Annotated in this window: 23 protein-coding genes; 6 read left to right on the forward strand and 17 right to left on the reverse strand. The window is 58.1% G+C overall.

The window, feature by feature from the left end:
* Positions 1-120 precede the first annotated feature (120 nt).
* Positions 121-492, forward strand: a complete 372-nt coding sequence (locus RY075_RS21665) for a DUF2756 family protein (RefSeq protein WP_022651960.1) — start codon at positions 121-123, stop codon at positions 490-492.
* Here the strand turns inward: RY075_RS21665 and ugpQ are convergent.
* The 10 genes from ugpQ to livK all read right to left on the reverse strand — a co-directional run bounded on the left by ugpQ (position 482) and on the right by livK (position 10522).
* A complete protein-coding gene (gene ugpQ / locus RY075_RS21670; RefSeq protein WP_047718143.1) occupies positions 482-1222 on the reverse strand; it encodes a glycerophosphodiester phosphodiesterase in 741 nt (246 codons plus the stop codon). The two genes, RY075_RS21665 and ugpQ, sit on opposite strands and share 11 nt — an antisense overlap.
* Positions 1219-2289, reverse strand: a complete 1071-nt coding sequence (locus RY075_RS21675; protein ID WP_003861554.1) for a sn-glycerol-3-phosphate import ATP-binding protein UgpC — start codon at positions 2287-2289, stop codon at positions 1219-1221. The genes ugpQ and RY075_RS21675 overlap by 4 nt, the downstream gene beginning before the upstream one ends.
* A gap of 1 nt (position 2290) precedes the next feature.
* Positions 2291-3136 (reverse strand): sn-glycerol-3-phosphate ABC transporter permease UgpE, encoded by an 846-nt coding sequence (ugpE, locus tag RY075_RS21680; protein WP_045894729.1) that lies wholly within the window; start codon positions 3134-3136, stop codon positions 2291-2293.
* Positions 3133-4020 carry a sn-glycerol-3-phosphate ABC transporter permease UgpA gene (ugpA, locus tag RY075_RS21685; RefSeq protein ID WP_003861551.1) on the reverse strand — a complete coding sequence of 296 codons (888 nt, stop codon included), beginning with the start codon at positions 4018-4020 and terminating at the stop codon, positions 3133-3135. The genes ugpE and ugpA overlap by 4 nt, the downstream gene beginning before the upstream one ends.
* Positions 4021-4122: 102 nt before the next feature.
* Positions 4123-5439, reverse strand: coding sequence for a sn-glycerol-3-phosphate ABC transporter substrate-binding protein UgpB (ugpB, locus tag RY075_RS21690; protein ID WP_109948872.1), 1317 nt, complete (start codon positions 5437-5439; stop codon positions 4123-4125).
* Between the two features lie 250 nt (positions 5440-5689).
* Positions 5690-6403: a high-affinity branched-chain amino acid ABC transporter ATP-binding protein LivF gene (livF, locus tag RY075_RS21695; RefSeq protein ID WP_022651964.1), complete on the reverse strand. Its 714-nt coding sequence runs from the start codon at positions 6401-6403 to the stop codon at positions 5690-5692.
* A gap of 1 nt (position 6404) precedes the next feature.
* Complete coding sequence (gene livG, locus RY075_RS21700) at positions 6405-7169, reverse strand: high-affinity branched-chain amino acid ABC transporter ATP-binding protein LivG (RefSeq protein WP_003861544.1); 765 nt, start codon at positions 7167-7169, stop codon at positions 6405-6407.
* Positions 7166-8443 (reverse strand): high-affinity branched-chain amino acid ABC transporter permease LivM, encoded by a 1278-nt coding sequence (locus RY075_RS21705; protein ID WP_003861542.1) that lies wholly within the window; start codon positions 8441-8443, stop codon positions 7166-7168. Before RY075_RS21705 ends, livG begins: the two co-directional genes overlap by 4 nt.
* Positions 8440-9366 (reverse strand): high-affinity branched-chain amino acid ABC transporter permease LivH, encoded by a 927-nt coding sequence (gene livH, locus RY075_RS21710; protein ID WP_338627956.1) that lies wholly within the window; start codon positions 9364-9366, stop codon positions 8440-8442. The genes RY075_RS21705 and livH overlap by 4 nt, the downstream gene beginning before the upstream one ends.
* A 46-nt stretch (positions 9367-9412) precedes the next feature.
* Entirely contained in the window at positions 9413-10522 is a 1110-nt protein-coding gene (gene livK / locus RY075_RS21715; protein WP_338627957.1) for a high-affinity branched-chain amino acid ABC transporter substrate-binding protein LivK, read from the reverse strand.
* Between the two features lie 424 nt (positions 10523-10946).
* Between livK and panM the strand changes: the two genes are divergently transcribed.
* Positions 10947-11330, forward strand: coding sequence for an aspartate 1-decarboxylase autocleavage activator PanM (gene panM, locus RY075_RS21720; protein ID WP_325773926.1), 384 nt, complete (start codon positions 10947-10949; stop codon positions 11328-11330).
* 117 nt (positions 11331-11447) lie between these two features.
* On the opposite strand, the gene livJ is transcribed toward panM, so the two are convergent.
* From livJ to ftsY, 6 genes are all read right to left on the reverse strand, one after another.
* On the reverse strand, positions 11448-12548 hold the full coding sequence (gene livJ, locus RY075_RS21725) for a branched chain amino acid ABC transporter substrate-binding protein LivJ (RefSeq protein ID WP_003861530.1): 1101 nt from the start codon (positions 12546-12548) through the stop codon (positions 11448-11450).
* 197 nt (positions 12549-12745) lie between these two features.
* Positions 12746-14011 carry a 4-aminobutyrate--2-oxoglutarate transaminase gene (locus RY075_RS21730; protein ID WP_022651967.1) on the reverse strand — a complete coding sequence of 422 codons (1266 nt, stop codon included), beginning with the start codon at positions 14009-14011 and terminating at the stop codon, positions 12746-12748.
* A gap of 136 nt (positions 14012-14147) precedes the next feature.
* Positions 14148-15005, reverse strand: a complete 858-nt coding sequence (rpoH, locus tag RY075_RS21735; protein WP_000159624.1) for an RNA polymerase sigma factor RpoH — start codon at positions 15003-15005, stop codon at positions 14148-14150.
* Positions 15006-15255: 250 nt separating this feature from the next.
* Positions 15256-16311 (reverse strand): permease-like cell division protein FtsX, encoded by a 1056-nt coding sequence (gene ftsX / locus RY075_RS21740; RefSeq protein ID WP_003861527.1) that lies wholly within the window; start codon positions 16309-16311, stop codon positions 15256-15258.
* Positions 16298-16969 (reverse strand): cell division ATP-binding protein FtsE, encoded by a 672-nt coding sequence (ftsE, locus tag RY075_RS21745; protein WP_003861525.1) that lies wholly within the window; start codon positions 16967-16969, stop codon positions 16298-16300. The genes ftsX and ftsE overlap by 14 nt, the downstream gene beginning before the upstream one ends.
* Before the next feature lie 2 nt (positions 16970-16971).
* Positions 16972-18432, reverse strand: a complete 1461-nt coding sequence (ftsY, locus tag RY075_RS21750; RefSeq protein WP_109948869.1) for a signal recognition particle-docking protein FtsY — start codon at positions 18430-18432, stop codon at positions 16972-16974.
* 127 nt (positions 18433-18559) lie between these two features.
* On the opposite strand from ftsY, the gene rsmD reads away from it, so the two are divergent.
* Both rsmD and RY075_RS21760 read left to right on the forward strand, forming a co-directional pair.
* Entirely contained in the window at positions 18560-19162 is a 603-nt protein-coding gene (rsmD, locus tag RY075_RS21755; RefSeq protein WP_003861523.1) for a 16S rRNA (guanine(966)-N(2))-methyltransferase, read from the forward strand.
* Positions 19146-19427 (forward strand): DUF1145 family protein, encoded by a 282-nt coding sequence (locus tag RY075_RS21760; protein WP_022649670.1) that lies wholly within the window; start codon positions 19146-19148, stop codon positions 19425-19427. The genes rsmD and RY075_RS21760 overlap by 17 nt, the downstream gene beginning before the upstream one ends.
* A 60-nt stretch (positions 19428-19487) precedes the next feature.
* Here RY075_RS21760 and RY075_RS21765 read toward each other — a convergent pair whose 3' ends face one another.
* Complete coding sequence (locus RY075_RS21765; RefSeq protein ID WP_045349870.1) at positions 19488-19844, reverse strand: DUF2500 domain-containing protein; 357 nt, start codon at positions 19842-19844, stop codon at positions 19488-19490.
* 129 nt (positions 19845-19973) lie between these two features.
* Between RY075_RS21765 and RY075_RS21770 the strand changes: the two genes are divergently transcribed.
* Both RY075_RS21770 and zntA read left to right on the forward strand, forming a co-directional pair.
* Positions 19974-20600, forward strand: a complete 627-nt coding sequence (locus RY075_RS21770; protein WP_003861515.1) for a lysoplasmalogenase — start codon at positions 19974-19976, stop codon at positions 20598-20600.
* Positions 20601-20676: 76 nt separating this feature from the next.
* Complete coding sequence (gene zntA / locus RY075_RS21775) at positions 20677-22848, forward strand: Zn(II)/Cd(II)/Pb(II) translocating P-type ATPase ZntA (protein WP_325773925.1); 2172 nt, start codon at positions 20677-20679, stop codon at positions 22846-22848.
* Positions 22849-22927: the final 79 nt, after the last annotated feature.

Below are 22927 nucleotides of genomic sequence, written 5' to 3' on the forward strand. Positions count from 1 at the left end.
TTGTTCTCCAGGTGAAGGGGCCCATATTCCCCGCTTAAGCCTGGTTCACAACTCTTAAAAAATCATCGTTATGCAGGAATGAGGATAAACTTAAGAGAAGCCTCAAAGGAGGAGATAACCATGAAACGATTACTGATCCTGACCGCGCTGCTTCCGTTCGCCGCGCTCGCACAGCCAATCAACACCCTGAACAACCCGAACCAGCCGGGCTACGTCATTCCGAGCCAGCAGCGTATGCAGACGGAGATGATGAGCCAGCAACAGCAGCAGAAAGGGATGCTCAATCAGCAGTTAAAGACGCAGACCCAGGTGCAGCAGCAGCACCTGCAAAACCAGATGAATACCAACACCCAGCGCGTACAGCAGGGCCAGATGCTTGAACAGCCGCTGCCCAATGCAAACGGTGGGATGTTAGGAGGCGGAGTATCGCAAAGCAGCGGTCAGCAGCACATGCTGCCGACCCAGCAGAACGGCAGTATGCTTAATAAATAAAGTTCGGCCCGATCTGGTCAATCGCATCGGTACAGATGCTGTCCACGCCCCAGCGCAGCAGCTCGGCTGCACGCTGGGGTTTGTTGACGGTATACACCAGGATATGCAGACCGGCCTCTTTCAATAGCGTCACGCGCGCTTCATCCAGCAGCTTATGGTTGAGGTGGATCGACACGCAGCCTAAGCGGGTCGTCAGCGCGCGCCAGTCTTCTCGCCACGCATCCAGCAGCAGCCCGCGCGGCAACTCCGGAACGGCGGCCTGTGCGGCTTCCAGCGCGTCGATATCAAACGACGACAGCAGCGGCGCGGTCATCCCTTCCCACAGCTCACGCGCGGCAAGGGCAATCACTTTACCCGTCAGCGGCCCGGTGCCGGTGGTCGGTTTGATTTCGATGTTGGCCATCATGCCGTGTTGACGACAGCGGTCCGCCACTTCCGCCAGCAGCGGCAGCGGCTCGCCTTTAAATTCGCCGCTGTACCAGCTTCCGGCGTCCACCTTCAGCAGGTCACGCCACGGCAGTTCACCTGCCACGCCCCAGCCATTGCTGGTGCGTTCGAGATTGTCGTCGTGCAGCAGGAAAATTTCGCCGTCCTTCGACAGCTTCGCGTCGAACTCGATCATCGTGTGGCCGTAGCGCGCGCCAACGTCAATTGCCGCCAGGGTGTTTTCCGGCGCCAGTTTACCGCCGCCACGGTGGGCGACGATGTGGGGGTAAGGCCAGTTGCTCATACTCGTTGTCCTGTTTCACCGTCAAATAAGTGCAGGTGATTTTCCGGCATATGCAGCCACAGCGTGCTGCCTGCTTTCGGGCGCTCCTGATGCGGCAGACGCACTACCAGCTTTTGCTCGCCCCAGCGTCCGTGCGCCAGGTTGTCTGCGCCCAGCATCTCCAGCGTGTCCATCACCAGCGGCACGCCGCCGTCCGCCTGAGACGTCAAACCAATATGCTCGGGGCGGATACCAAGCGTCATCTTACGCCCGGCGTAGCCACGATAGTACCAGTTGATCGGCAACGCCATCCCGCTTTCCAGCTCGAAGTGGGTTCCCGCCGCATTGATCCGCCCGTCCAGCAGGTTCATCGCCGGGCTGCCGATAAAGCTCGCCACAAAACGGCTGGCCGGTTTCTCGTAGACTTCCACTGGGGTGCCAATCTGCTCGGCGATGCCTTTGTTCATCACCATCACGCGCTGGGCGAGGGTCATGGCTTCAACCTGATCGTGGGTCACATAGAGGGACGTGGTTCCCAGCCGCCGATGCAGCTGCTGTAGCTCAAGACGCATCTGCACGCGCAGTTTGGCGTCGAGGTTTGACAGCGGTTCGTCGAACAGAAATACCGCCGGATCGCGCACGATGGCGCGCCCCATCGCCACGCGCTGGCGCTGGCCGCCGGAGAGCTCGCGCGGGCGACGCTTGAGCAGGCCGTCCAGCTCCAGAATGCGCGCGGCCTCTTTCACGCGCTCCTCGATATGGCCTTTGCCCATACCGCGAATTTTCAGCCCCCAGGCCATGTTCTCTTCCACGCTCATGTGCGGATAGAGGGCGTAGTTCTGGAATACCATCGCGATGCCGCGATCTTTGGGTTCCATCTCGGTAACGCGCTGGCGGTCAATCCAGATATCCCCGGACGTCACACGCTCCAGCCCGGCCACCATACGCAGCAGGGTGGATTTTCCGCAGCCGGACGGGCCGACCATCACGATAAATTCCCCGTCCGCCACGTCGAGCGTCAGCGGCTGAATGACCTGGGTTTTGCCGTCCCAGCTTTTGGTTACTGCCTGTAATTTTAAACCTGCCATCTTATTTCTCGCTATCGACCAGGCCGCGGACAAACGCGCGCTGCATGGCTAAAACAATGACTACGGGTGGGATAAGGGTGAGTAGCATCGCCGCCATCACCTGGTTCCAGAGGGTGGTGCCTTCGCCGGTGGCGATCATGCCTTTGATGCCTGCCACGGCGGTGCCGAGGTTGACGTCCTGAACGATCAGCAGCGGCCACAGATACTGGTTCCAGCCGTAGATAAAGGTGATCACAAACAGCGCCGCGAGATTGGTTTTCGACAGCGGCAGCACGATGTCGCGGAAGAAGCGCATCGGCGAGGCCCCGTCGATGCGCGCGGCTTCAATCAGCTCATCCGGCAGGGTCATAAAGAACTGGCGGAACAGGAAGGTGGCGGTCGCCGAGGCCATCAGCGGCAGGGTTAAGCCCGCGTAGCTGTCGAGCATCTTCAGGTTGGCGATCACCTCCACCGTCGGGAAGATACGCACCTCCACCGGCAGCATCAGTGTGATGAAAATCATCCAGAAAAACAGGTTACGCAACGGAAAGCGGAACCAGACGATGGCGAAGGCCGAAAGCATCGACACGGTGATTTTGCCGACGGTGATGCCGAACGCCATGATGAAACTGTTGAGCATCATCAGCCAGAACGGCGCGCTGTTAGCGCCCACGCCGTGCGTCCAGATAGTCTTCATGTTCTCGAAAAGATGCGTGCCTGGGATCAGCGTCATTGGCGTGTCGAACACCGCTTTGGTGTCCAGCGTGGCGGCGACAAAGGCCACGTACAGTGGGAACAGGATGACGAGGATGCCCAGGATTAGCAGGGTATGGCTGAAAATCGTCAGCCCGCGACGGTTCTCAATCATTGGTAGCGCACCTTACTTTCGACATAGCGGAACTGCACCACCGTGAGGATGATGACGAGGAACATCAGCACGACCGACTGTGCAGCAGAGGCTGAGAGATCAAGCCCGGCAAAGCCCTCGCGGTAGATCTTGTAAATCAGCGTGGTGGTTGCCTGCACCGGGCCGCCCGCGGTGGCGGCGTCGATCACCGGGAAGGTGTCGAAGAAGGCGTACACCAGGTTCACCACCAGCAGAAAGAAACTCACCGGGGCGATCAGCGGCAGCGACAGCCGGAAGAAGCGGCGCACCGGCCCTGCGCCGTCGATGGCGGCGGCCTCCACCAGCGAACGCGGGATAGACTGTAGCGCGGCAAAGAAAAACAGGAAGTTATAGCTGATCTGCTTCCACACCGAGGCGAACACCACCAGGAACATCGCCTGACCGCTATTCTGGGCGTGGTTCCAGTCATAGCCAAACTCACCCAGGAAGTGGGTAATCAGCCCGCGGCCCGGGTTAAACAGGAAGATCCACAGCACGGCGGCCACGGCGGGAGCAACGGCGTAGGGCAGCAGCATCAGGGTCTGATACAGACGGCTGCCCCGTACTACGTAATCCACCAGCGCGGCGAAAAACAGCGACGCGACAAGACCGCTGACGGTGACCAGCGCGCTGAATTTGATCGTCGTCCAGAAGGAATCCAGGTAGTAGCTGTCGTGGAACAGCGCGGTAAAGTTGTCCAGCCCGACAAACTGGCTGGAAAGCCCGAACGGATCGACGCTTTGTACCGAGTACCACAGCGCTTCGCCCGCAGGCCAGATAAAGAAGATGACGGTGATGACCAGCTGCGGCGCGACCAACAGGTACGGCAGCCAGCGGGAACGGAACACCGGACGGGATGATGACATAGGTTAGCTCAGGTTGGTTTCCCCTCACCCCGTCCCTCTCCCAAAGGGAGGGGGATATGTTCCCTCTCCCTTTGGGAGAGGGTTAGGGTGAGGGCAAAAAGATTAAGACTTCGTCGACTGCTCAAAGCGGCGCAGCAGCTGATTCCCGCGCTCTACCGCGGAATCCAGCGCCTGCTGTGGCGTTTTCTTCCCGGTCCACACGCTTTCCAGCTCTTCATCGACGATGGTGCGGATCTGCGGCATGTTGCCCAGACGCAGGCCTTTGGTGAACGGCAACGGCGGCTTGTTCAGCATCTGACGCGTCGCGATATCCGCGCCCGGGTTCTTGCTGTAGAAGCCCTGCTCGCGGGTCAGGTCGTACGCGGCTTTGGTGATCGGCAGGTAGCCGGTCTTCTGGTGCCACTCGGCGGCGTTTTCCGGCTTCGCCAGGAAGTCGAGGAACTCGGCCACGCCTTTGTAGGTGCCGTTGTCTTTACCCTGCATCACCCACAGGCTTGCCCCGCCGATGATGGCATTCTGAGGCGCGCCTTTGACGTCAGCGTCGTACGGCATCATGCCCACGCCGTAGTTGAATTTGGCATAGTGACGTATATCCGCCAGCGAGCCAGATGAGGCGGTGGTAATGGCGCAGTCGCCGTTGTAGAACTTCTCGGTGGATTCGTCTTTACGCCCGAAGTAGCTGAAGTCGCCCTTCTTATTGAGTGCTTCCAGCAGCGCGATGTGCTTCACCTGCTCCGGCTTGTTGAACTCCAGCACCGCGTCGGTACCGTCGAAGCCGTTGTTTTTGGTGGCAACCGGCAGGCCGTGCCAGGCGCTGAAGTTTTCAATCTGGATCCAGCCCTGCCAGCCGCTGGCGTAGCCGCACTTCATCCCCACCGCTTTCAGCTTCGCGGTGTATTCGGCCAGGTCCTGCCAGGTTTTTGGCGGCTGCTCCGGATCTAAACCGGCTTTCCTGAAGGCGTCTTTGTTGTAGTACAGCACCGGCGTGGAGCTGTTAAACGGCTGGGACAGCAGATGCCCGCTTTTGGAATCCGTATAGTATCCCGCCACGGTTGGCACAAACTGGGACTCGTCAAAGTTAATGCCCGCCTCTTTGAACACCTCGTACACCGGCTTGATGGCTTTGGAGGCCATCATGGTCGCGGTGCCCACTTCATAAACCTGTAACAGCGCAGGCGCGTTACCGGTACGGAAGGCGGCGATGCCCGCGCTCAGGCTCTGCTCGTAGTTGCCTTTGTACACCGGCACAATTTTGTAATCCGGATGGGTGTCGTTGAAACGCTGCGCCAGGGAGTCAACTTCTTTACCCAACTCCCCTTCCATGGAATGCCAGAACGGAATGGTCGTCACAGCCATTGCGTTCGCCGCAAAAGCCAGACCCAGTGCCAGACCCAAAGCTGTGTGTCGTAACGATGTCATTGTCATCTCTCTTATTGTGCCGGATGCGCGATATCACGCGTTTTATGCTCGCGAGGTAACATGACATGCTCGAATGACAGAAAAATAACTGTTTGTTTACAGACAGGTGACAGCCAGGCGTCAGAGGGATGATGGTTGTGTGAAGGGGTTTAGATGTTGGGTACGGTCTGGTGCCCTCACCCCGGCCCTCTCCCACAGGGAGAGGGAGAAAACACTAAAAAGGCAACTTGCGTTGCCTTTTTGCTTTTACCTATCCGCCCAGGTACGCGCTCCGCACCGCTTCGTTCGCCAGCAGCGCATCGCCGGTATCGGAGAGCACCACGCGCCCGTTCTCCAGCACATAGCCGCGGTCAGCGAGCTTCAGCGCCTGGTTGGCGTTCTGTTCGACGAGGAAGATGGTCATCCCCTCTTTGCGCAGCTGCTCAATGGTGTCGAAAATCTGCTGGATGATGATGGGCGCAAGACCGAGCGACGGTTCATCCAGCAACAGCAGACGCGGCTGGCTCATCAGCGCGCGGCCAATCGCCAGCATCTGTTGCTCGCCGCCGGACATGGTGCCCGCGCGCTGAATACGACGCTCCCACAGGCGCGGGAAGAGTTCGTACACCCACTTGATGCGGGTCTGGTATTCATCCCGGTGGGCGAAGAAACCGCCCATCGCCAGATTCTCTTCCACCGTCATGCGGGAGAATACGCGACGCCCTTCCGGGACAATCGCCACCGCTTCACGCATGATTCTGGCGGTCTGCCAGTCGGTGATGTCTTTACCATCAAACACAATCCGCCCGCTGGTGGCGCGCGGGTCGCCGCACAGGGTGCCGAGCAGCGTGGTTTTGCCCGCGCCGTTAGCCCCAATCAGGGTGACGATTTCGCCCTGATTGATATGCAGGCTGACATCGTGCAGCGCCTGAATTTTGCCGTAGTGCGCGTTGACCTTGTCGAACGTTAACATCGCTTTTTCCATCTTATGCCTCACCAAGGTATGCGCGGATCACGTCCGGGTTGTTGCGGATCTCTTCCGGCGTGCCGTTTGCCAGCGGCGTGCCCTGGTTTACCACGTAGATACGGTCCGAAATGCCCATCACCAGCTTCATGTCATGCTCAATCAGCAGGATGGTGGTGTCGTGATGGTCGCGCAGCTCGGCAATCAGCTCGTCCAGCTCTTTGGTCTCTTTCGGATTGAGACCTGCCGCTGGTTCGTCGAGCATCAGGATCTCCGGCTGGGTCACCATGCAGCGCACGATCTCAAGGCGACGCTGATCCCCGTAAGCGAGGTTGCTCGCCTGACGGTTGGCGTGCTGGAGCAGGCCGATACGGTCGAGCCAGGTCGCGGCGCGATCGAGCGCCTCTTCCTGCGTGCGGCGGAAGGCCGGGGTTTTCAGCAGGCCGGAGAAGAGGCCGGTTTTCAGCTGCTGATGTTGCGCCACCAGCAGGTTCTCAATCACCGTCATCTCGCGGAACAGACGCACGTGCTGGAAGGTACGCACCACGCCCATGCGGGCAATCTGCTGGCCCGGCAGCCCTTCAAGATGCTGATCGCGCAGCATGATGGTGCCGCCCGTCGGCTTGTAGAAGCCGGTCAGGCAGTTGAAGACCGTGGTTTTTCCCGCGCCGTTCGGGCCAATCAGGGAGACAATCTCTTTCTTGTGCAGATCCAGATTCACATTGTTGACCGCCAGCAGGCCGCCAAAACGCATCATCAGGCCGTTAACGGATAATAAAGGCTTCATGCCTGCTCTCCTTTCGCCTGTGTGCGTTTCAGCTTCAGCTGTGGACGGGTCATCGGCAGGAGACCCTGCGGACGCCAGATCATCATCAGCACCATCAAACCACCCAGCATTAACATGCTGTATTCGTTAAAGTCGCGCATCAGCTCGCGGGAGACCACCAGCAGGATAGCCGCGAGGATCACGGCGAACTGCGAGCCCATTCCGCCGAGCACCACAATCGCCAGCACGAAGGCCGATTCGGCAAAGGTGAACGATTCCGGGCTGACGAAGCCCTGACGCGCGGCAAACAGCGTTCCGGCGAAACCGGCAAACGCGGCGCTGATGGTAAATGCGGTCAGCTTGATGCGGGTCGGGTTCAGGCCCAGGGAGCGGCAGGCGATCTCATCTTCGCGCAGCGCTTCCCACGCGCGACCCAGCGGCATGCGCAGCAGACGGTTGATCACAAACAGCGTAATCACCACCAGCAGCAGCGCCACCAGATAGAGCCAGATCACGCGGTCGGACGGATCGTATTTGATGCCAAAGAAGTTGCTGAAGGTATCCCAGCCGCCTTCGCGGGCGGTACGGCTGAACTCCAGGCCGAAGAAGGTCGGTTTCGGGATCTGGCTGATGCCGTTCGGACCGCCGGTCACTTCGGTATTGTTGAGCAGCAGGATACGGACGATTTCGCCGAAGCCTAAGGTCACAATCGCCAGGTAGTCACCGCGCAGGCGCAGCACCGGGAAACCGAGCAGGAAGCCCGCCGCGGCAGAGACCAGCCCCGCCAGCGGCAGACAGGTCCAGAAGCCGAGGCCGTAATAGTGGTTCAGCAGCGCGAAGGTGTACGCGCCGATGGCGTAGAACCCGCCGTAGCCCAGCACCAGCAGGCCAGACAGCCCCACCACCACGTTCAGACCCAGCCCCAGAATCACGTAGATCATGGTCAGGGTGGCAATATCCACCGTCCCGCGCGATACCATAAACGGCCACGCCACGGCAGCCACCAGCAGCGCCACAAGGAACAGCTTCTGTTTCACGGTTGTACCGTCGATCGCCGGCAGGACGAATTTCGGCCCGGAGACGTTTTTCAGCGTCTTCTGAAACAGCGGACGCAGCAGCTGGAACAGGAACACCACAGCGGTGCCGATAAACACCCACTGCCAGCGGATGTCGGGGGCGGTATCCACCACCAGCTTCGTGCCGTCCAGCCCTAACTGGACGCCCATAAAGACGCCCGCCAGGACGAAGAACATGGCGGCAGAGAGCAGCGCCATCGCAAAATGCATCGGTTTCATACTTTCTCTACCTCCGGACGGCCCAGAATACCGGTAGGCATCACCAGCAGAACCAGAATCAGCAGGGCAAACGACACCACATCTTTATACTCCGTACTCAGGTACGCCGAGGAGAGTGACTCCGCCACGCCGAGGATCAGACCACCGATCATCGCGCCCGGAATGCTGCCGATTCCGCCCAGTACCGCCGCGGTGAAGGCTTTCATCCCGGCCATAAAACCGATGTACGGGTTGATTACGCCGTAGAACTGACCGAGCAACACGCCAGCCACCGCCGCCATCGCTGCGCCGATCACGAAGGTCAGGGCAATCACGCGGTCGGTGTTGATCCCGAGCAGGCTCGCCATCTTCAGATCTTCCGCGCAGGCGCGGCAGGCGCGTCCCATGCGGGAGTAGCGGATGAACAGGGTCAGGGCCAGCATCGCAATAAAGGTCACAACCCAGATTACCAGCTGCATGGTGGTGACAGAGGCGGAGAAGTTTTCGCTGGCCCCCACAATCCACTGGCCGTTAAACAGGCTTGGCAGCGCCACGTCGCGTGAACCTTCAGTCAGGCTGACGTAGTTTTGCAGGAAAATGGACATCCCGATGGCGGAGATCAGCGCGATCAGGCGCTTGGAGCTGCGCACCGGTCGGTAGGCTACCCGTTCGTTACTCCAGCCGTAGGCGCTGGCGATCACAATCGCGCCGACAAACCCGGCGGCCACCAGCAGCCAGCTGCTGTCGATGCCCATCATCATCAGCGCGGCGATGATCATAAAGGAGACGTAGCTACCGATCATGTACACCTCGCCGTGGGCGAAGTTAATCATGCCGATAATGCCGTAAACCATCGTGTAGCCGATGGCGATCAGCGCGTAGGTGCTTCCCAGCGTGACGCCGTTAAACATCTGCTGCAAAAAGTAGAGAAACTGCTCGGACATATGCAAACCTTTTTATACCCGCCCGGTGAGCCGGGCGGTGGGATGATTATCTGGCGACCGAGGACGAACCGTCGGCGTGCCACTTAAAGACACCAAATTCAAATCCCTTCAGATCGCCTTTCTCATCCCAGTTCAGCGGCCCAATCACGGTGTTCGCCCCGTGCGCTTTTAAATCTTTCACCAGATCCAGCGGTTCTTTGCTGTCGGTACGATCCAGCGCGGTGGCCAGAGACTGCACGGCCGCGTAGGTGATCCAGACGTACGGACCACTTGGATCTTTCTTCTGCGCCTTGAGCGCATCCACGATAGCCTTATTCGCCGGATCCTGGTCATAGCGTTTTGGCATCGTCACCAGCATGCCTTCGGCAGAATCCCCGGCGATGTTGGACAGGGAGGCATTGCCCACGCCCTCTGGCCCCATGAACTGGGTTTTCAGGCCGGTGGCGCGCGCCTGGCGCAGCATCTGCCCCATTTCCGGGTAGTAGCCGCCGTAGTAAACGAAGTCGATATTCTCTTTTTGCAGGCGGGCGATCAGCGCGGAGAAGTCTTTTTCACCGGCGGTAATGCCGTCGAAGAAGACGATGTTCGCCCCGCCTTTTTTCAGGCCGTCCTGTACGGAACGCGCCAGGCCTTCGCCGTACTGCTGTTTATCATGAATGATGGCGATACGCTGCGGCTTAACGGTTTCGAGGATGTATTTGGCGGCGGTTGGCCCCTGAGAGGAGTCCAGACCGGCGGTACGCATGATGTGCTGGTAGCCGCGCTGGGTCAGTTCCGGGTTGGTGGCGCCCGGGGTGATCATCAGAATGCCTTCGTCTTCGTAGATATCAGACGCAGGCTGCGTGGAAGAGGAACACAGGTGCCCTATGACGTACTGGATACCGTCGTTAACAATTTTGTTGGCGACCGCGACGGCCTGTTTTGGATCGCAGGCGTCGTCATACTCCACGCCCACCAGCTTGTCGCCTTTGATCCCGCCTTTGGCGTTGATATCTTTGATGGCCTGACGCGCGCCGTTGAACTCCATGTCACCCCACTGGGCAACAGGGCCGGACATCGCCCCCACTACCGCAACTTTAATGTCGTCTGCCATAGCGGCATGCGAGATCGACAGTGCGACCATCCCCGCGATTAACGACTTCGCGTTCCTTTTCATCTCTGAATCCCCATTCGTGATGTCGTGTTTATATTTTGTTTTATTATGGTCAAAAAGCATTCTGTACTTTTAATGAACAACGCTATTTTTACCAGTGCCTTTAATGGTTTAGCGCAGTTTTTTGTCAAAAACCAGACTAATATCTCTATTTTTCAGGCGATTAAGCAAAGATAATATTCTGAAATCAGGCGGAGATAAACAAATAAAAGCGCAGCTGGCAGCATAAAATAACGGTACAAAGCGCCGAATAAATCACTGCCCTTCAGGTTAAAATTCTGCTTATTTTTCGATCCATGTGTTTTCAAACTGCGCATTACGCTGTCAAAAAACTAATCACCTGGTAAATGGGAAGAAAAAGAGAAAGCGCCTGAGCAAATAAATTGAGTACACTGGCCCTACTCTTTTTGATTTGGACAAGCAGCTAATGAAACTGACTATCGTGCGTCTGGTGACCTTTAGCGACCAGGATCATATCGACCTGGGCAAGATCTGGCCGGAATATTCCCCTTCATCGCTGGCCGTCGATGAAAACCACCGCATCTATGCCGCGCGCTTTAATGAACGTCTGCTGGCCGCCGTCCGCGTAACGCTGAGCGGCACGGAAGGGGCGCTGGACTCCCTGCGCGTGCGCGACGTGACCCGTCGTCGCGGGGTCGGGCAGTATTTGATTGAAGAGGTGATCCGCGAAAACCCGAGCGTAACCTCCTGGTGGATGGCCGACGTGGGCGTGGAGGATCACGGCGTGATGGCGGCGTTTATGCAGGCGTTAGGGTTTACGGCGCAGGCGAACGGGTGGGAGAAGCGCTAGATCTGTGCGGCCTGATACCCTCATCCCGGCCCTCTCCCTAAGGGAGAGGGAGAAAACCGGGTAATCCCCTCTCCCTTAGGGAGAGGGTTAGGGTGAGGGCATCAACCCGCACCAGCATTATTTGGCATCAGTAGCAGTGCCATTGGCATGCCAGTCAAACACGCCGAACTCGAAGCCCTTCAAATCGCCCTTCTCATCCCAGGACAGCGGCCCCATCACGGTTTCTACCGAGTTCGCTTTCAGCCAGGTGGCAATCTCCGCCGGATCGGCTGACTGGTTCAGGCCCGCTTGCAGAGACTGCAACGCTGCGTAGGTGGTCCAGACGAATGCACCGCTTGGATCCTGTTTCTTCGCCTTGATGGCATCGACAACAGGTTTGTTCGCAGGCACCTGGTCGTAGTTCTTCGGCTTGGTCACCAGCAGACCTTCAGCGGATTCACCCGCGATGTTAGACAGGGAAACGTTCGCGACACCTTCTGGCCCCATGAACTGCGTCTTCAGACCCGCCGCACGCGCCTGACGCAGGATCTGCCCCATTTCCGGGTGGTAGCCGCCGTAGTAAACGAAATCGATGTTTTCTTTCTTCAGACGCGCGACCAGGGTCGAGAAGTCTTTCTCACCGGCGGTGATACCGTCAAAGAACACCACGTTGGCGTTCGCTTTTTTCAGGTTATCCTGCACCGCACGGGCCAGGCCTTCGCCGTACTGCTGTTTGTCATGAACAATCGCGATGCGCTGCGGCTTCACTTTTTCCACGATGTATTTCGCGGCGGTTGGCCCCTGATCGGAGTCCAGACCGGTGGTACGCAGGATCAGCTTATAGCCGCGCGCGGTCAGCTCTGGCGCCGTCGCGGCCGGCGTGATCATCAGAATGCCTTCGTCTTCGTAGATGTCAGACGCGGGCTGGGTGGAAGAGGAGCACAGGTGACCAATAACGTATTTGATCCCGTCGTTTACCACTTTGTTCGCCACCGCGACCGCCTGTTTCGGGTCACAGGCATCGTCATATTTTACGATTTGCAGCTTTTCGCCCTTGATGCCGCCCTTAGCATTAATGTCTGCAACCGCCTGTTCCGCGCCCGTAAATTCCTGGTCGCCGTACTGTGCTACCGGACCGGACATTGCGCCCACCACGGCCACTTTAATATCGGCCTGCGCCATGGCGCTGAATGCCAACGCGATACATCCTGCCAGTAACGCTTTACCCTTCATGTTCATCCTGAGATTCCCCATTATTATGGTTATAACGATTGTTGTGATGTTGTTGTGTAGCGCTTTATTTCAGTTATAGGCGTGCTGTTCGCGCTTTTTCAGCATACTCTGCTAAAACATACCCCATTTTTATGATTTTGGAATAGCTAATTTGAAATGAAAATATGATAAGCCCGGCCTTCATTTCAGCCGGGCTTTTGGCTTTATCGTGTCAGCGAGGCGGAAATAATATCCAGCGCTTTACGAAACTGCGCTTCGGGGATGGTGAGTGGGTAGAGGAAGCGAATAACGTTGCCGTAAACGCCGCAGCTCAAAAGCAGCAGCCCTTCGTTCAACGCGCGCTCCTGAACCTGACGGGTAAATTCCGGCGACGGCTGTCCGGTTTGCGGATCGGTAAATTCCACCGCCACCATCGACCCCTGCCCACGGATATCGGCGATATACGGACAGCCATCCTTCGCTTTATTCAGCACCTCGACCAGATGATGCCCGAGATGCGCCGCGCGGGTGCAGAGATCGTCCTCGTCAATCACATCCAGCACCGCATGGGCCGCCGCAATCGCCAGCGGGTTACCTGCGTAGGTTCCGCCAAGTCCGCCCGGGGCCGGCGCATCCATTACCTCCGCCCGGCCAGAGACGGCAGAGAGCGGCATCCCGCCCGCCAGGCTTTTCGCCATAGTGATCAGATCGGGCTTCACGCAGTGGTTTTCCATGGAGAACAGCTTGCCGGTACGGGCGAAGCCGGTTTGCACTTCGTCGGCAATCAGTAAAATCCCGTGGGTATCGCACAGGGCACGCAGCGCCTGCATAAAATCAGCGGGCGCGACGTTGAATCCGCCCTCGCCCTGAACCGGTTCAATAATGATTGCCGCCACCTGATCGGGCGCGATATCGGCTTTGAAGATGCGCTCCAGGCTTTTTAACGCTTCGGCGGTACTGACGCCGTGCAAGCTGTTAGGGAATTGCGCGTGGTACACCGAGCCAGGGAACGGGCCGAAGCCGAGCTTATAGGGCGCCACTTTGCCGGTCAGCGCCATGGTCATAAAGGTACGGCCGTGGAACGCGCCGCCGAAGGTGATAAGGCCGGGACGTCTGGTGTACGCGCGGGCAATTTTCACCGCGTTTTCGACCGCTTCTGCACCGGTTGAGAAAAAGGCGGTTTTGGCTGGCCCCTCTATGGGTACGCGCTGGTTGATGCGCTCGGCAAGCGCCACATAACCTTCATAGGGGACGATCTGATAAGCGGTATGGGTAAAGGCGTGAAGCTGTTTTTCGATGGCGGCGATAACTTTAGGATGGCGATGCCCGGTATTCAGCACGGCGATCCCGGCGGCAAAATCAATATACTCGTTACCTTCCACGTCCCACACCGTGGCGTTTTCGGCTTTATCGGCATAGAAGTTACACATGACGCCGATACCGCGCGGCGTCGCCTGTAAACGCCGGTCGTTCAGTTCGTTATTTTTCACCCTGTCACCCTCTGAAAGTCGCCTGCTTAGCGCATCAGTAAGTGTTTGCCAGGGGGAAGAAATTCGCCAGAGCGGGCGCTAAAAAAACAAAACCCCCAGACTCTCATCCAGGGGTTCTCGGTGTACTTCGCGAAAATTACGCTTCGATAGCGGCGCGAAGTTTTTTCATGGCGTTCTTTTCAAGCTGACGCACACGTTCAGCGGAGACGCCGTAGCGGTCGGCCAGTTCCTGCAACGTGGACTTGTTATCTTCGTCCAGCCAGCGGGCACGGATGATATCCTGGCTACGCTCGTCTAGGCCTTCCATCGCGAAGGTCAGCTTGTTCGCCGCCTGGTCTTCCCAGTTATCCTCTTCAATGCCGTCAGCAAAGTTAGAGGTTTTATCCTGTAGATACAGAACCGGGGCCATCGGCTGGCTGTCGGACGCGTCATCGTCGGCAGACATATCAAACGTCATGTCCTGAGCGGCCATACGGGATTCCATCTCGCGGACGTCTTTGCTGGAAACGCCCAGCTCGCGCGCCACCATTTCCACTTCATCCTGATTGAACCAGCCCAGACGCTGCTTGGTTTTACGCAGGTTGAAGAACAGTTTGCGCTGCGCTTTCGTCGTGGCGACTTTCACAATACGCCAGTTACGCAGGACGTATTCGTGAATTTCCGCTTTGATCCAGTGCACGGCGAAGGAGACGAGTCGCACACCCACTTCCGGGTTAAAGCGACGTACCGCCTTCATCAGGCCAATATTACCTTCCTGAATCAGGTCCGCCTGCGGCAGGCCGTAGCCCGCATAATTACGAGCAACGTGAACAACAAAGCGCAGGTGAGACAGGATCAGCGTTTTAGCTGCTTCCAGATCGCCCTGGTAATGCAGCTTTTCAGCAAGCTCCTTTTCTTCCTCAGCCGTTAACATCGGCCAGGTGTTCGCAGCCCGGATGTAAGATTCCAGGTTACCAACAGGGGCTAAAGCTAAAGTTTGCATTTCTTTGGTCATTCATTCCTCTCAATGTTTCTTCTGGTCCAGGTTGTCCCCGTCAGGCAACAACCATGCCAAAGCGTTTGAGCAACGAGATTAGCATTCACTCTTTTATCAGACAGTGATTTTATCCACAAGTTCCAGGTGGAACAGTGAATAAATTACGCACAAAATGTGACATGAAGATGATTACAGGGGAAGAGACAACAGGGACGCTTTCCCTGCAAGCGAACATCTCGGTGCAGGGAAAGATTATATCACGCTTTTATTAGTCGGGAGTAAAGTGGCGTAAATGTTGAACCGTTGCCAGCCATGCCGCCACCCAGCCGATCATGGAGCACACCAGCAGTAACAGCAGGCACTCATCGAAACCTAAACCACTGATATCAAACTTAGTTCCGAAAACCTGCGCCACCTCGGTGACGGCTGACGACAGCCGCATCACCAAAATTTCTGACAAAATCAATGAAAGAAATGCACCAGAAAAACCTAATAACGCGCCGCCGTAAAGGAACGGGCGGAGGATGAAACCATCCGTTGCGCCAATCAGTTTCTGCACGTTGATGGTATCGCGACGGGCGAAGATGCTCAGGCGCACGCTATTACCGATGACGAGGAACACCGCCGCCACCATCAGCACGCCGATCATCGCCGACACGCGTCCTACCAGCCCGGTCAGGGCGGCAAGACGGGCAAACCAGCTGTCGTCCATGCGCACTTCATCAATCCCGTTAATGCGGGTAATGCGGTCGCGCAGGGTGTTGAGCGAATCCGTGCCCTGGAAATCGAGTTTCGGGATCACCACCGCCACCGCGGGCAGCGGGTTCTCTTCAAGCATATCCAGCGCGCCGCCGAATCCGGACCAGTTGCGGAACTCACCCAGCGCTTCATCGCGGGAAAGATAGTTCACCTTCTCCACGCCCTGCTCGGCCTGAATCTGCCCCACCACCTGAGCCGCCGCGTTATCGTCGAGGGCTTTATCCAGATAAACGGTGATCTGCGGCGACGGATAGTACTGGGACGCCGCCTGGTTTACGTTTTTGTAAACCATATAGCAGACGCTGGGCAGCGTCAGGGAGATGGCAATCACCATCACCGTCAGGAACGTCGCCAGCGGTTTGCTTTTCAGATCCTGCAACGCGCCCTGGAAGGCATACCGCACCTGCTCGTTAAAGACGTTGGTTTTGCGGGAGTTCGGTTTCGGTGTCGCTTTGGCACGCTTAGGCGCATTGCGATTGCCGTCACCACCGCCCTGAGGCTTGCGGAAACGGTCAAACCGGTTGCTGAACTGCCGAATCTGGTTCATTGCATCACGCTTGTTCACCGTGGCCTCCGTGCAAATGCCCATCGCTCAGGGTCAGCATACGGTACGAACGGCGGGAGATCAGCCCCATGTCGTGCGTCGCCATCAGTACCGTGACCCCCACGCGGTTAAATTCCTCAAACAGACGCAGGATCCCTTCAGAGAGGGCATCGTCCAGGTTACCGGTCGGTTCATCCGCCAGCAAAACGGCAGGCTTGTTCACCACCGCACGGGCGATACCCACGCGCTGCTGCTCACCGCCTGAGAGCTGGATTGGGAAGTTCTTCGCTTTGTCCAGCAGCCCGACCTTATCCAGCGCCGCCGAAACGCGACGGCGGATATCATCGTAACTGGCGCCGGCAATAATCAGCGGGATCGCGACGTTATCGAAAACCGTGCGATCCATCAGCAGGTGGTGATCCTGAAAAATCATGCCAATCTGACGACGCAGGAACGGCACTTCACGGTTCTTAAGACGGCTAATTTCATGGCCGCTGAACCAGATTTTCCCGGCGCTTGGCCGCTCGATCCCACAGATCAGCTTGAGCAGGGTACTTTTCCCCGCGCCGGAATGGCCGGTCAGGAATGCCATCTCGCCTGGCTGGAGGTGGAATGTCACCCCCTGTAGCGCTTGTCTCCCGCCGAGATAGGCCTTGCTGACGTGTTCAAAGCGAATCATTGTTAGTCCTCTCGGGCAAATAGTGCCTCAATAAAGTCGTCCGCTTTAAACGGACGTAAATCCTCAATACGCTCGCCCACACCGATGTAACGGATAGGAATGCCGAACTGGTCGGCCACGGAGAAGATCACCCCGCCTTTCGCGGTGCCGTCCAGCTTGGTCAGCGTGATCCCGGTCAGTCCTACCGCTTCATGGAACAGCTTCGCCTGGCTGATGGCGTTCTGTCCGGTGCTGGCGTCGATAGTCAGCATAATTTCATGCGGTGCATCTTCGTCCAGCTTCTTCATGACGCGAACGATTTTCTTCAGCTCTTCCATCAGGTGCGATTTGTTCTGCAAACGCCCCGCGGTATCCGCAATCAGCACGTCCACGTTACGCGACTTCGCCGCCTGGATGGCATCGAAAATCACGGACGCGGAATCCGCGCCGGTGTGCTGAGCAATGACCGGAATATTGTTGCGCTGGCCCCACACCTGGAGCTGTTCCACCGCTGCCGCACGGAAGGTATCGCCCGCCGCCAGCATCACCGATTTGCCCTGCTGCTCAAACTGGCGCGCCAGCTTGCCGATGGTGGTGGTTTTACCCACGCCGTTGACGCCAACCATCAGGATAACAAACGGCATTTTGCCTTCAATATTAAGCGGTTCGTCAACTTTTGCGAGAATTTCACCCATCTCGTCTTTCAGCAGGCCGTACAGCGCCTCGGCGTCACGCAGCTGTTTGCGGCTCGCCCCTTCGGTCAGGTTGGCGATGATCTTCCGGGTGGTTTCCACGCCCACGTCCGCAATCAGCAGCTGCTCTTCCAGCTCCTCAAACAGATCGTCGTCGATCTTTTTGCCGCGGAACAGACTGATAAATCCGGAACCTAAGTTTTCTTTGGTTTTGAGCAGGCTGCGCTTCAGGCGCGCGAAGAAACCTTCTTTGGTCGGTTTTTCCTGCTCCTGAACGATCTCTTCTTCGACCTGCTCTTCCACCGGCACGACGATTACCGCTTCTTCAGCCGCTTCCGCCGCCAGCGCCTGAGCTTCCAGCTCTTCGTCGGTCAGCTCTGGCTCAAGTGCCGCCTCTTCTTCCACCGCCTCAACGATTTCAACGGTTTCCGCTTCGGCCTGCCACTCTTCGGCAGAAACCTCTTCAGCTTTCACCTCTTCCGGCAGCGGCAGCGCTTCGTGTTCGATAGCGGCCTGCGGCGCTTCGGTAAGGGTTTCAACGATAACCGGCTCTGGTTTTTCGCTCTCCTGAACCTGTTCAGTAACCTCAACCACCTCTTCAGCAAAGGATTCAATCTCTTCTTTGCTGTGCGCTGGCTCTTCCGCTTCGACAACCGCAGCGGTTTCGACAGGCGTTTCAGGCTGTGACTGCTCTTCTACAACCTGCTGTTCTTCGGTTTTCTGTTCTGTTTCTTGCTCTTTTTCACCGAAACCCAACCAGGAAAAGAAGCCACGTTTTTTTTGTTTTGCCATCTGCGACTACACTCCTCGCGGCGCTATATACAGGGAAGCTAAAAAAATGATGAAATAGTCTAACACTTTACTTAATTGACATCACCGCCCGCAATCGCAGGGCTATGGTTAACAGAGCTTTCCTGAGATGAAGAAACCCACCCGCGCCCCGGCCGGTCAAATTCGCATTATCGGCGGTCAGTGGCGAGGCCGGAAATTACCGGTGCCGGACAGCCCCGGTTTACGCCCCACCACGGACCGCGTTCGCGAGACGCTGTTTAACTGGCTCGCCCCGTCTATGGTAGACGCCAACTGCCTGGACTGCTTCGCCGGAAGCGGTGCATTAGGGCTGGAAGCGCTGTCGCGCTATGCTGCCAGCGCCACGCTGCTGGAGATGGAGCGCGGCGTCGCGCAGACGTTGCAGCAAAATTTGGCTACGCTGAAGGCAACCAACGCCAAAGTGGTGAATACCAACACGCTGAGCTTCCTCGCCCAACAGGGGACGCCGTACAACGTGGTGTTTGTTGACCCGCCGTTCCGTAAAGGGCTGCTGGAAGAGACGCTATCCCTGCTGGAGCAAAATGGTTGGCTGGCGGATGACGCGCTGATTTACGTTGAAAGCGAAGTGGAAAATGGTCTGCCGCCCGTTCCCGTTCACTGGGATCTGCACCGCGAGAAGGTCGCCGGCCAGGTGGCTTATCGTCTGTATCACCGTCAGGCACAAGGAGGATCCGATGCCAGTACTGATTAACGTAGGGCGCTTGCTGATGCTGGGCGTCTGGGCATTTTTGATTTTGAATCTGGTGCACCCGTTCCCGCGTCCGCTGAATATCTTCATTAACGTGGCGCTGATTTTTACCGCGTTCATGCATGCCTTACAGATGGTGATGCTGAAAAACGGACTGCCGAAAGATAGCCCACCGATGACCGGCTGGCAGCAGCTGCGGGTGTTTATTTTCGGCGTATTTGAGCTGCTGGTGTGGATGAAGAAGTTTAAGGCGCAGGTGAAGAAGTAAGGTGCGGTGTGATGCCCTCACCCTAACCCTCTCCCACTGGGAGAGGGGACCGATCGTGCATTATTCAGCCCTAAAACCTACAAAACGCGACCCTTTATAGCTCAACGTGCCTTTCTCTCCCACCGTCAGCTGATGGTACTGCTGCGCCTCCAGGCGGAAGGTCATCTCCAGCCCGCCGGTTTCCGGCTTAAAGCTCGCTTCATAACGCATCGCTGTGCCCGCAGGCGTCACCTGCTGCTGGCGCGAGCGGCGGTCGTTGAGCGGCTTTTCGCGTTTGTTCGTCACCACCACACGCTTTTGCATCAGCGGCGCGGCATCGTTATCCGCCTTCTCGCGGCGCTGCTGCACGAAGCGGAACGAGGCGGCAATGACGATAATCGCCACCACGATAATGAAAAACAGCGGCATCTTGCTCATTGAAAAATCCCATCAGATTATGCGGAATTCAGGATACCTCGCCTGCCCCGGCATTGCCAAACGCCCGCTCGCGTCACTACACTGGATCAGGAACTGATCATTCAGCCTCAACAGTTACAGGGAGTTAATATGCTTTGGTCATTTATCGCTGTCTGTTTTTCCGCATGGCTTTACGTCGATGCGTCCTACCGTGGCCCAGCCTGGCAGCGCTGGTTATTTAAACCCGTCACGCTATTACTCCTGCTGTTGCTTGCCTGGCAGGCCCCGATGTTTAACGCCGTTAGCTATCTTGTCCTCGCGGGGCTGTGTGCTTCCCTGATTGGCGATGCCTTAACCTTGCTGCCGCGTCAGCGCCTGCTGTACGCCGTGGGGGCGTTCTTCCTGTCACATCTGCTCTATACCATCTACTTTGCCAGCCAGATGACGCTCTCCTTCTTCTGGCCGCTGCCGCTGGTGCTGCTGGTGATTGGCGCCCTGCTGATCGCGGTGATCTGGTCGCGTCTGGAAGAGATGCGTCTGCCGGTCTGTACGTTTATCGCTATGACGCTGGTGATGGTGTGGCTGGCGGGCGAGCTGTGGTTCTTCCGTCCGACGGCGCCTGCAATGTCTGCGTTCTTCGGTGCCGCACTGTTGCTGTTGGGTAATATCGTCTGGCTGGGCAGCCACTATCGTCGCCGCTTCCGTGCGGATAATGCGATTTCCGCCGCCTGTTACTTTGCCGGACACTTCCTGATTGTGCGTTCGCTGTATATCTAAATAACGCTTGACTCTGGAGTCGACTCCAGAGTGTATGCTGCGGTTAATGAGAAAATTATCATTACCGGAGACTGCCATGTCGACTCCAGAAACACCTAAAAAAGTTCCCCAATTCTCGGCACTTAAGCTCAGCCCGGTTCCGCCAAAAGAGGACTGCTGCTGCGAGGGCGCGTGCGAAACCCAGACCGAAGCGCTGCCTGAAAGCGGCAACCGCTACAGTTGGGTGGTCAACGGCATGGACTGCGCGGCCTGCGCCCGCAAAGTGGAAAATGCGGTGAAGCAGGTGCCAGGCGTGAATCACGTTCAGGTGCTGTTCGCTACCGAAAAGCTGCTGGTCAGCGCCGAAAACGACGTCAGCAGACAGGTTGAAGCCGCCGTCAGCAAAGCGGGTTATACCCTGCGCAGCGAAACGGCGCCCGCAGAAAAAACGTCCCCGCTAAAAGAAAATCTGCCCCTTATCACCCTCATCATCATGATGGCCCTGAGCTGGGGGCTGGAGCAGATCAACCACCCATTCGGCAACCTGGCGTTTATCGCCACCACGCTGGTTGGCCTGTTCCCGATTGCGCGTCAGGCGCTGCGTCTGATGAGAAGCGGCAGCTGGTTTGCCATCGAAACGCTGATGAGCGTGGCGGCTATCGGGGCGCTGTTTATTGGCGCGACGGCGGAAGCGGCGATGGTGCTGCTGCTGTTCTTAATTGGCGAACGCCTTGAGGGCTGGGCGGCGAGCCGGGCGCGTAAAGGGGTGAGCGCGCTGATGGCGCTGAAGCCGGAAACCGCCACGCGGGTTATTCATGGTCAGCGTGAAACGGTCGCCATCAACACCCTGCGCCCGGGCGACGTGATTGAAGTGCCCGCAGGCGGACGTCTGCCAGCCGATGGGGCCCTCATTACCGCCACCGCAAGTTTTGACGAAAGTGCCCTGACCGGGGAATCCATCCCGGTTGCGCGCGCGGCGGGTGAAAAGGTGCCTGCGGGCGCCACCAGCGTCGACCGACTGGTGCAGTTGACGGTCCTTTCCGAACCGGGCGACAGCGCCATCGACCGCATCCTCAGGCTGATTGAAGAGGCCGAGGAGCGCCGCGCGCCGGTAGAACGCTTTATCGATCGCTTCAGCCGGATTTACACCCCCGCCATCATGCTGGTGGCGCTGCTGGTCACCGTCGTCCCGCCGCTGTGCTTCGGCGCGCCGTGGGAGGGCTGGATTTACAAAGGGCTGACGCTGCTGCTGATAGGCTGTCCGTGTGCACTGGTGATCTCCACCCCGGCGGCGATTACCTCAGGGCTGGCGGCAGCGGCACGTCGCGGGGCGTTGATTAAGGGCGGCGCGGCGCTGGAGCAACTGAGCCAGATCCGGCACGTTGCCTTCGACAAAACCGGAACGCTCACCGTCGGCAAACCGCAGGTGACCGGCGTGTATCCGCAGGATGTCAGTGAAGACGATCTGCTGACGCTGGCCGCCGCCGTGGAGCAAGGCTCCACTCACCCGCTGGCGCAGGCGATTGTGCGAGAAGCGCAGTCGCGCGGGCTGAACATCCCTCCGGCAACCGCCCAGCGAGCGCTGGTCGGGTCAGGGATTGAGGCTGTGGTCGAAGGCAAAAAAGTGCTGATTGCCGCGGCGGACTCGCGCTCTACTCCACAGGTTGAGGCGCTGGAGCAGGCCGGGCAGACGGTCGTTGCCGTGATGCAGGACGGTGTACCGATGGGCATGCTGGCGCTGCGCGACACCCTGCGCGACGATGCGAAAGACGCCGTCGACGCGCTGCACAGGCTGGGAGTACAGGGTGTGATCCTGACCGGCGATAATCCGCGCGCGGCGGCGGCGATTGCCGGTGAGCTGGGGCTGGCGTTTAAGGCCGGATTGCTGCCTGCGGATAAAGTCAGCGCGGTAACCGAGCTGAACAGCAACGCCCCGCTGGCGATGGTCGGGGACGGGATAAACGATGCCCCGGCAATGAAAGCTTCCACCATCGGCATTGCGATGGGCAGCGGCACCGACGTGGCGCTGGAGACCGCCGACGCGGCGCTGACGCACAACCGCCTGACCGGGCTGGCGCAGATGATAGATCTTGCGCGGGCGACGCGGGCCAATATTCGGCAGAACATCGGCATTGCGCTGGGTCTGAAGGGGATTTTCCTGGTCACCACGCTGCTCGGCATGACCGGACTGTGGCTGGCGGTGCTGGCGGATACGGGGGCGACAGTGCTGGTTACGGCGAACGCGTTGCGGCTGTTGCGCCAAAGGTAAAAGTGAAACGGCAACCGGGTTGCCGTTTCTCGTGTTTGCCCCCTCTCCCCGCAGGAGAGGGCCGGGGTGAGGGCATCAG

The sequence above is a fragment of the Enterobacter sp. JJBC genome (assembly GCF_036936505.1).
Classification (GTDB): Bacteria; Pseudomonadota; Gammaproteobacteria; order Enterobacterales; family Enterobacteriaceae; genus Enterobacter; species Enterobacter hormaechei_C.

What these genes read in the sequence shown, in the direction of transcription:
- RY075_RS21665 (WP_022651960.1), top strand. Translation starts at nt 121, where the DNA reads ATGAAACGATTACTGATCCTGACCGCGCTGCTTCCGTTCGCCGCGCTC.
- ugpQ (WP_047718143.1), bottom strand. Translation starts at nt 1,222, where the DNA reads ATGAGCAACTGGCCTTACCCCCACATCGTCGCCCACCGTGGCGGCGGT.
- RY075_RS21675 (WP_003861554.1), bottom strand. Translation starts at nt 2,289, where the DNA reads ATGGCAGGTTTAAAATTACAGGCAGTAACCAAAAGCTGGGACGGCAAA.
- ugpE (WP_045894729.1), bottom strand. Translation starts at nt 3,136, where the DNA reads ATGATTGAGAACCGTCGCGGGCTGACGATTTTCAGCCATACCCTGCTA.
- ugpA (WP_003861551.1), bottom strand. Translation starts at nt 4,020, where the DNA reads ATGTCATCATCCCGTCCGGTGTTCCGTTCCCGCTGGCTGCCGTACCTG.
- ugpB (WP_109948872.1), bottom strand. Translation starts at nt 5,439, where the DNA reads ATGACATCGTTACGACACACAGCTTTGGGTCTGGCACTGGGTCTGGCT.
- livF (WP_022651964.1), bottom strand. Translation starts at nt 6,403, where the DNA reads ATGGAAAAAGCGATGTTAACGTTCGACAAGGTCAACGCGCACTACGGC.
- livG (WP_003861544.1), bottom strand. Translation starts at nt 7,169, where the DNA reads ATGAAGCCTTTATTATCCGTTAACGGCCTGATGATGCGTTTTGGCGGC.
- RY075_RS21705 (WP_003861542.1), bottom strand. Translation starts at nt 8,443, where the DNA reads ATGAAACCGATGCATTTTGCGATGGCGCTGCTCTCTGCCGCCATGTTC.
- livH (WP_338627956.1), bottom strand. Translation starts at nt 9,366, where the DNA reads ATGTCCGAGCAGTTTCTCTACTTTTTGCAGCAGATGTTTAACGGCGTC.
- livK (WP_338627957.1), bottom strand. Translation starts at nt 10,522, where the DNA reads ATGAAAAGGAACGCGAAGTCGTTAATCGCGGGGATGGTCGCACTGTCG.
- panM (WP_325773926.1), top strand. Translation starts at nt 10,947, where the DNA reads ATGAAACTGACTATCGTGCGTCTGGTGACCTTTAGCGACCAGGATCAT.
- livJ (WP_003861530.1), bottom strand. Translation starts at nt 12,548, where the DNA reads ATGAACATGAAGGGTAAAGCGTTACTGGCAGGATGTATCGCGTTGGCA.
- rpoH (WP_000159624.1), bottom strand. Translation starts at nt 15,005, where the DNA reads ATGACCAAAGAAATGCAAACTTTAGCTTTAGCCCCTGTTGGTAACCTG.
- ftsE (WP_003861525.1), bottom strand. Translation starts at nt 16,969, where the DNA reads ATGATTCGCTTTGAACACGTCAGCAAGGCCTATCTCGGCGGGAGACAA.
- ftsY (WP_109948869.1), bottom strand. Translation starts at nt 18,432, where the DNA reads ATGGCAAAACAAAAAAAACGTGGCTTCTTTTCCTGGTTGGGTTTCGGT.
- rsmD (WP_003861523.1), top strand. Translation starts at nt 18,560, where the DNA reads ATGAAGAAACCCACCCGCGCCCCGGCCGGTCAAATTCGCATTATCGGC.
- RY075_RS21760 (WP_022649670.1), top strand. Translation starts at nt 19,146, where the DNA reads ATGCCAGTACTGATTAACGTAGGGCGCTTGCTGATGCTGGGCGTCTGG.
- RY075_RS21765 (WP_045349870.1), bottom strand. Translation starts at nt 19,844, where the DNA reads ATGAGCAAGATGCCGCTGTTTTTCATTATCGTGGTGGCGATTATCGTC.
- RY075_RS21770 (WP_003861515.1), top strand. Translation starts at nt 19,974, where the DNA reads ATGCTTTGGTCATTTATCGCTGTCTGTTTTTCCGCATGGCTTTACGTC.
- zntA (WP_325773925.1), top strand. Translation starts at nt 20,677, where the DNA reads ATGTCGACTCCAGAAACACCTAAAAAAGTTCCCCAATTCTCGGCACTT.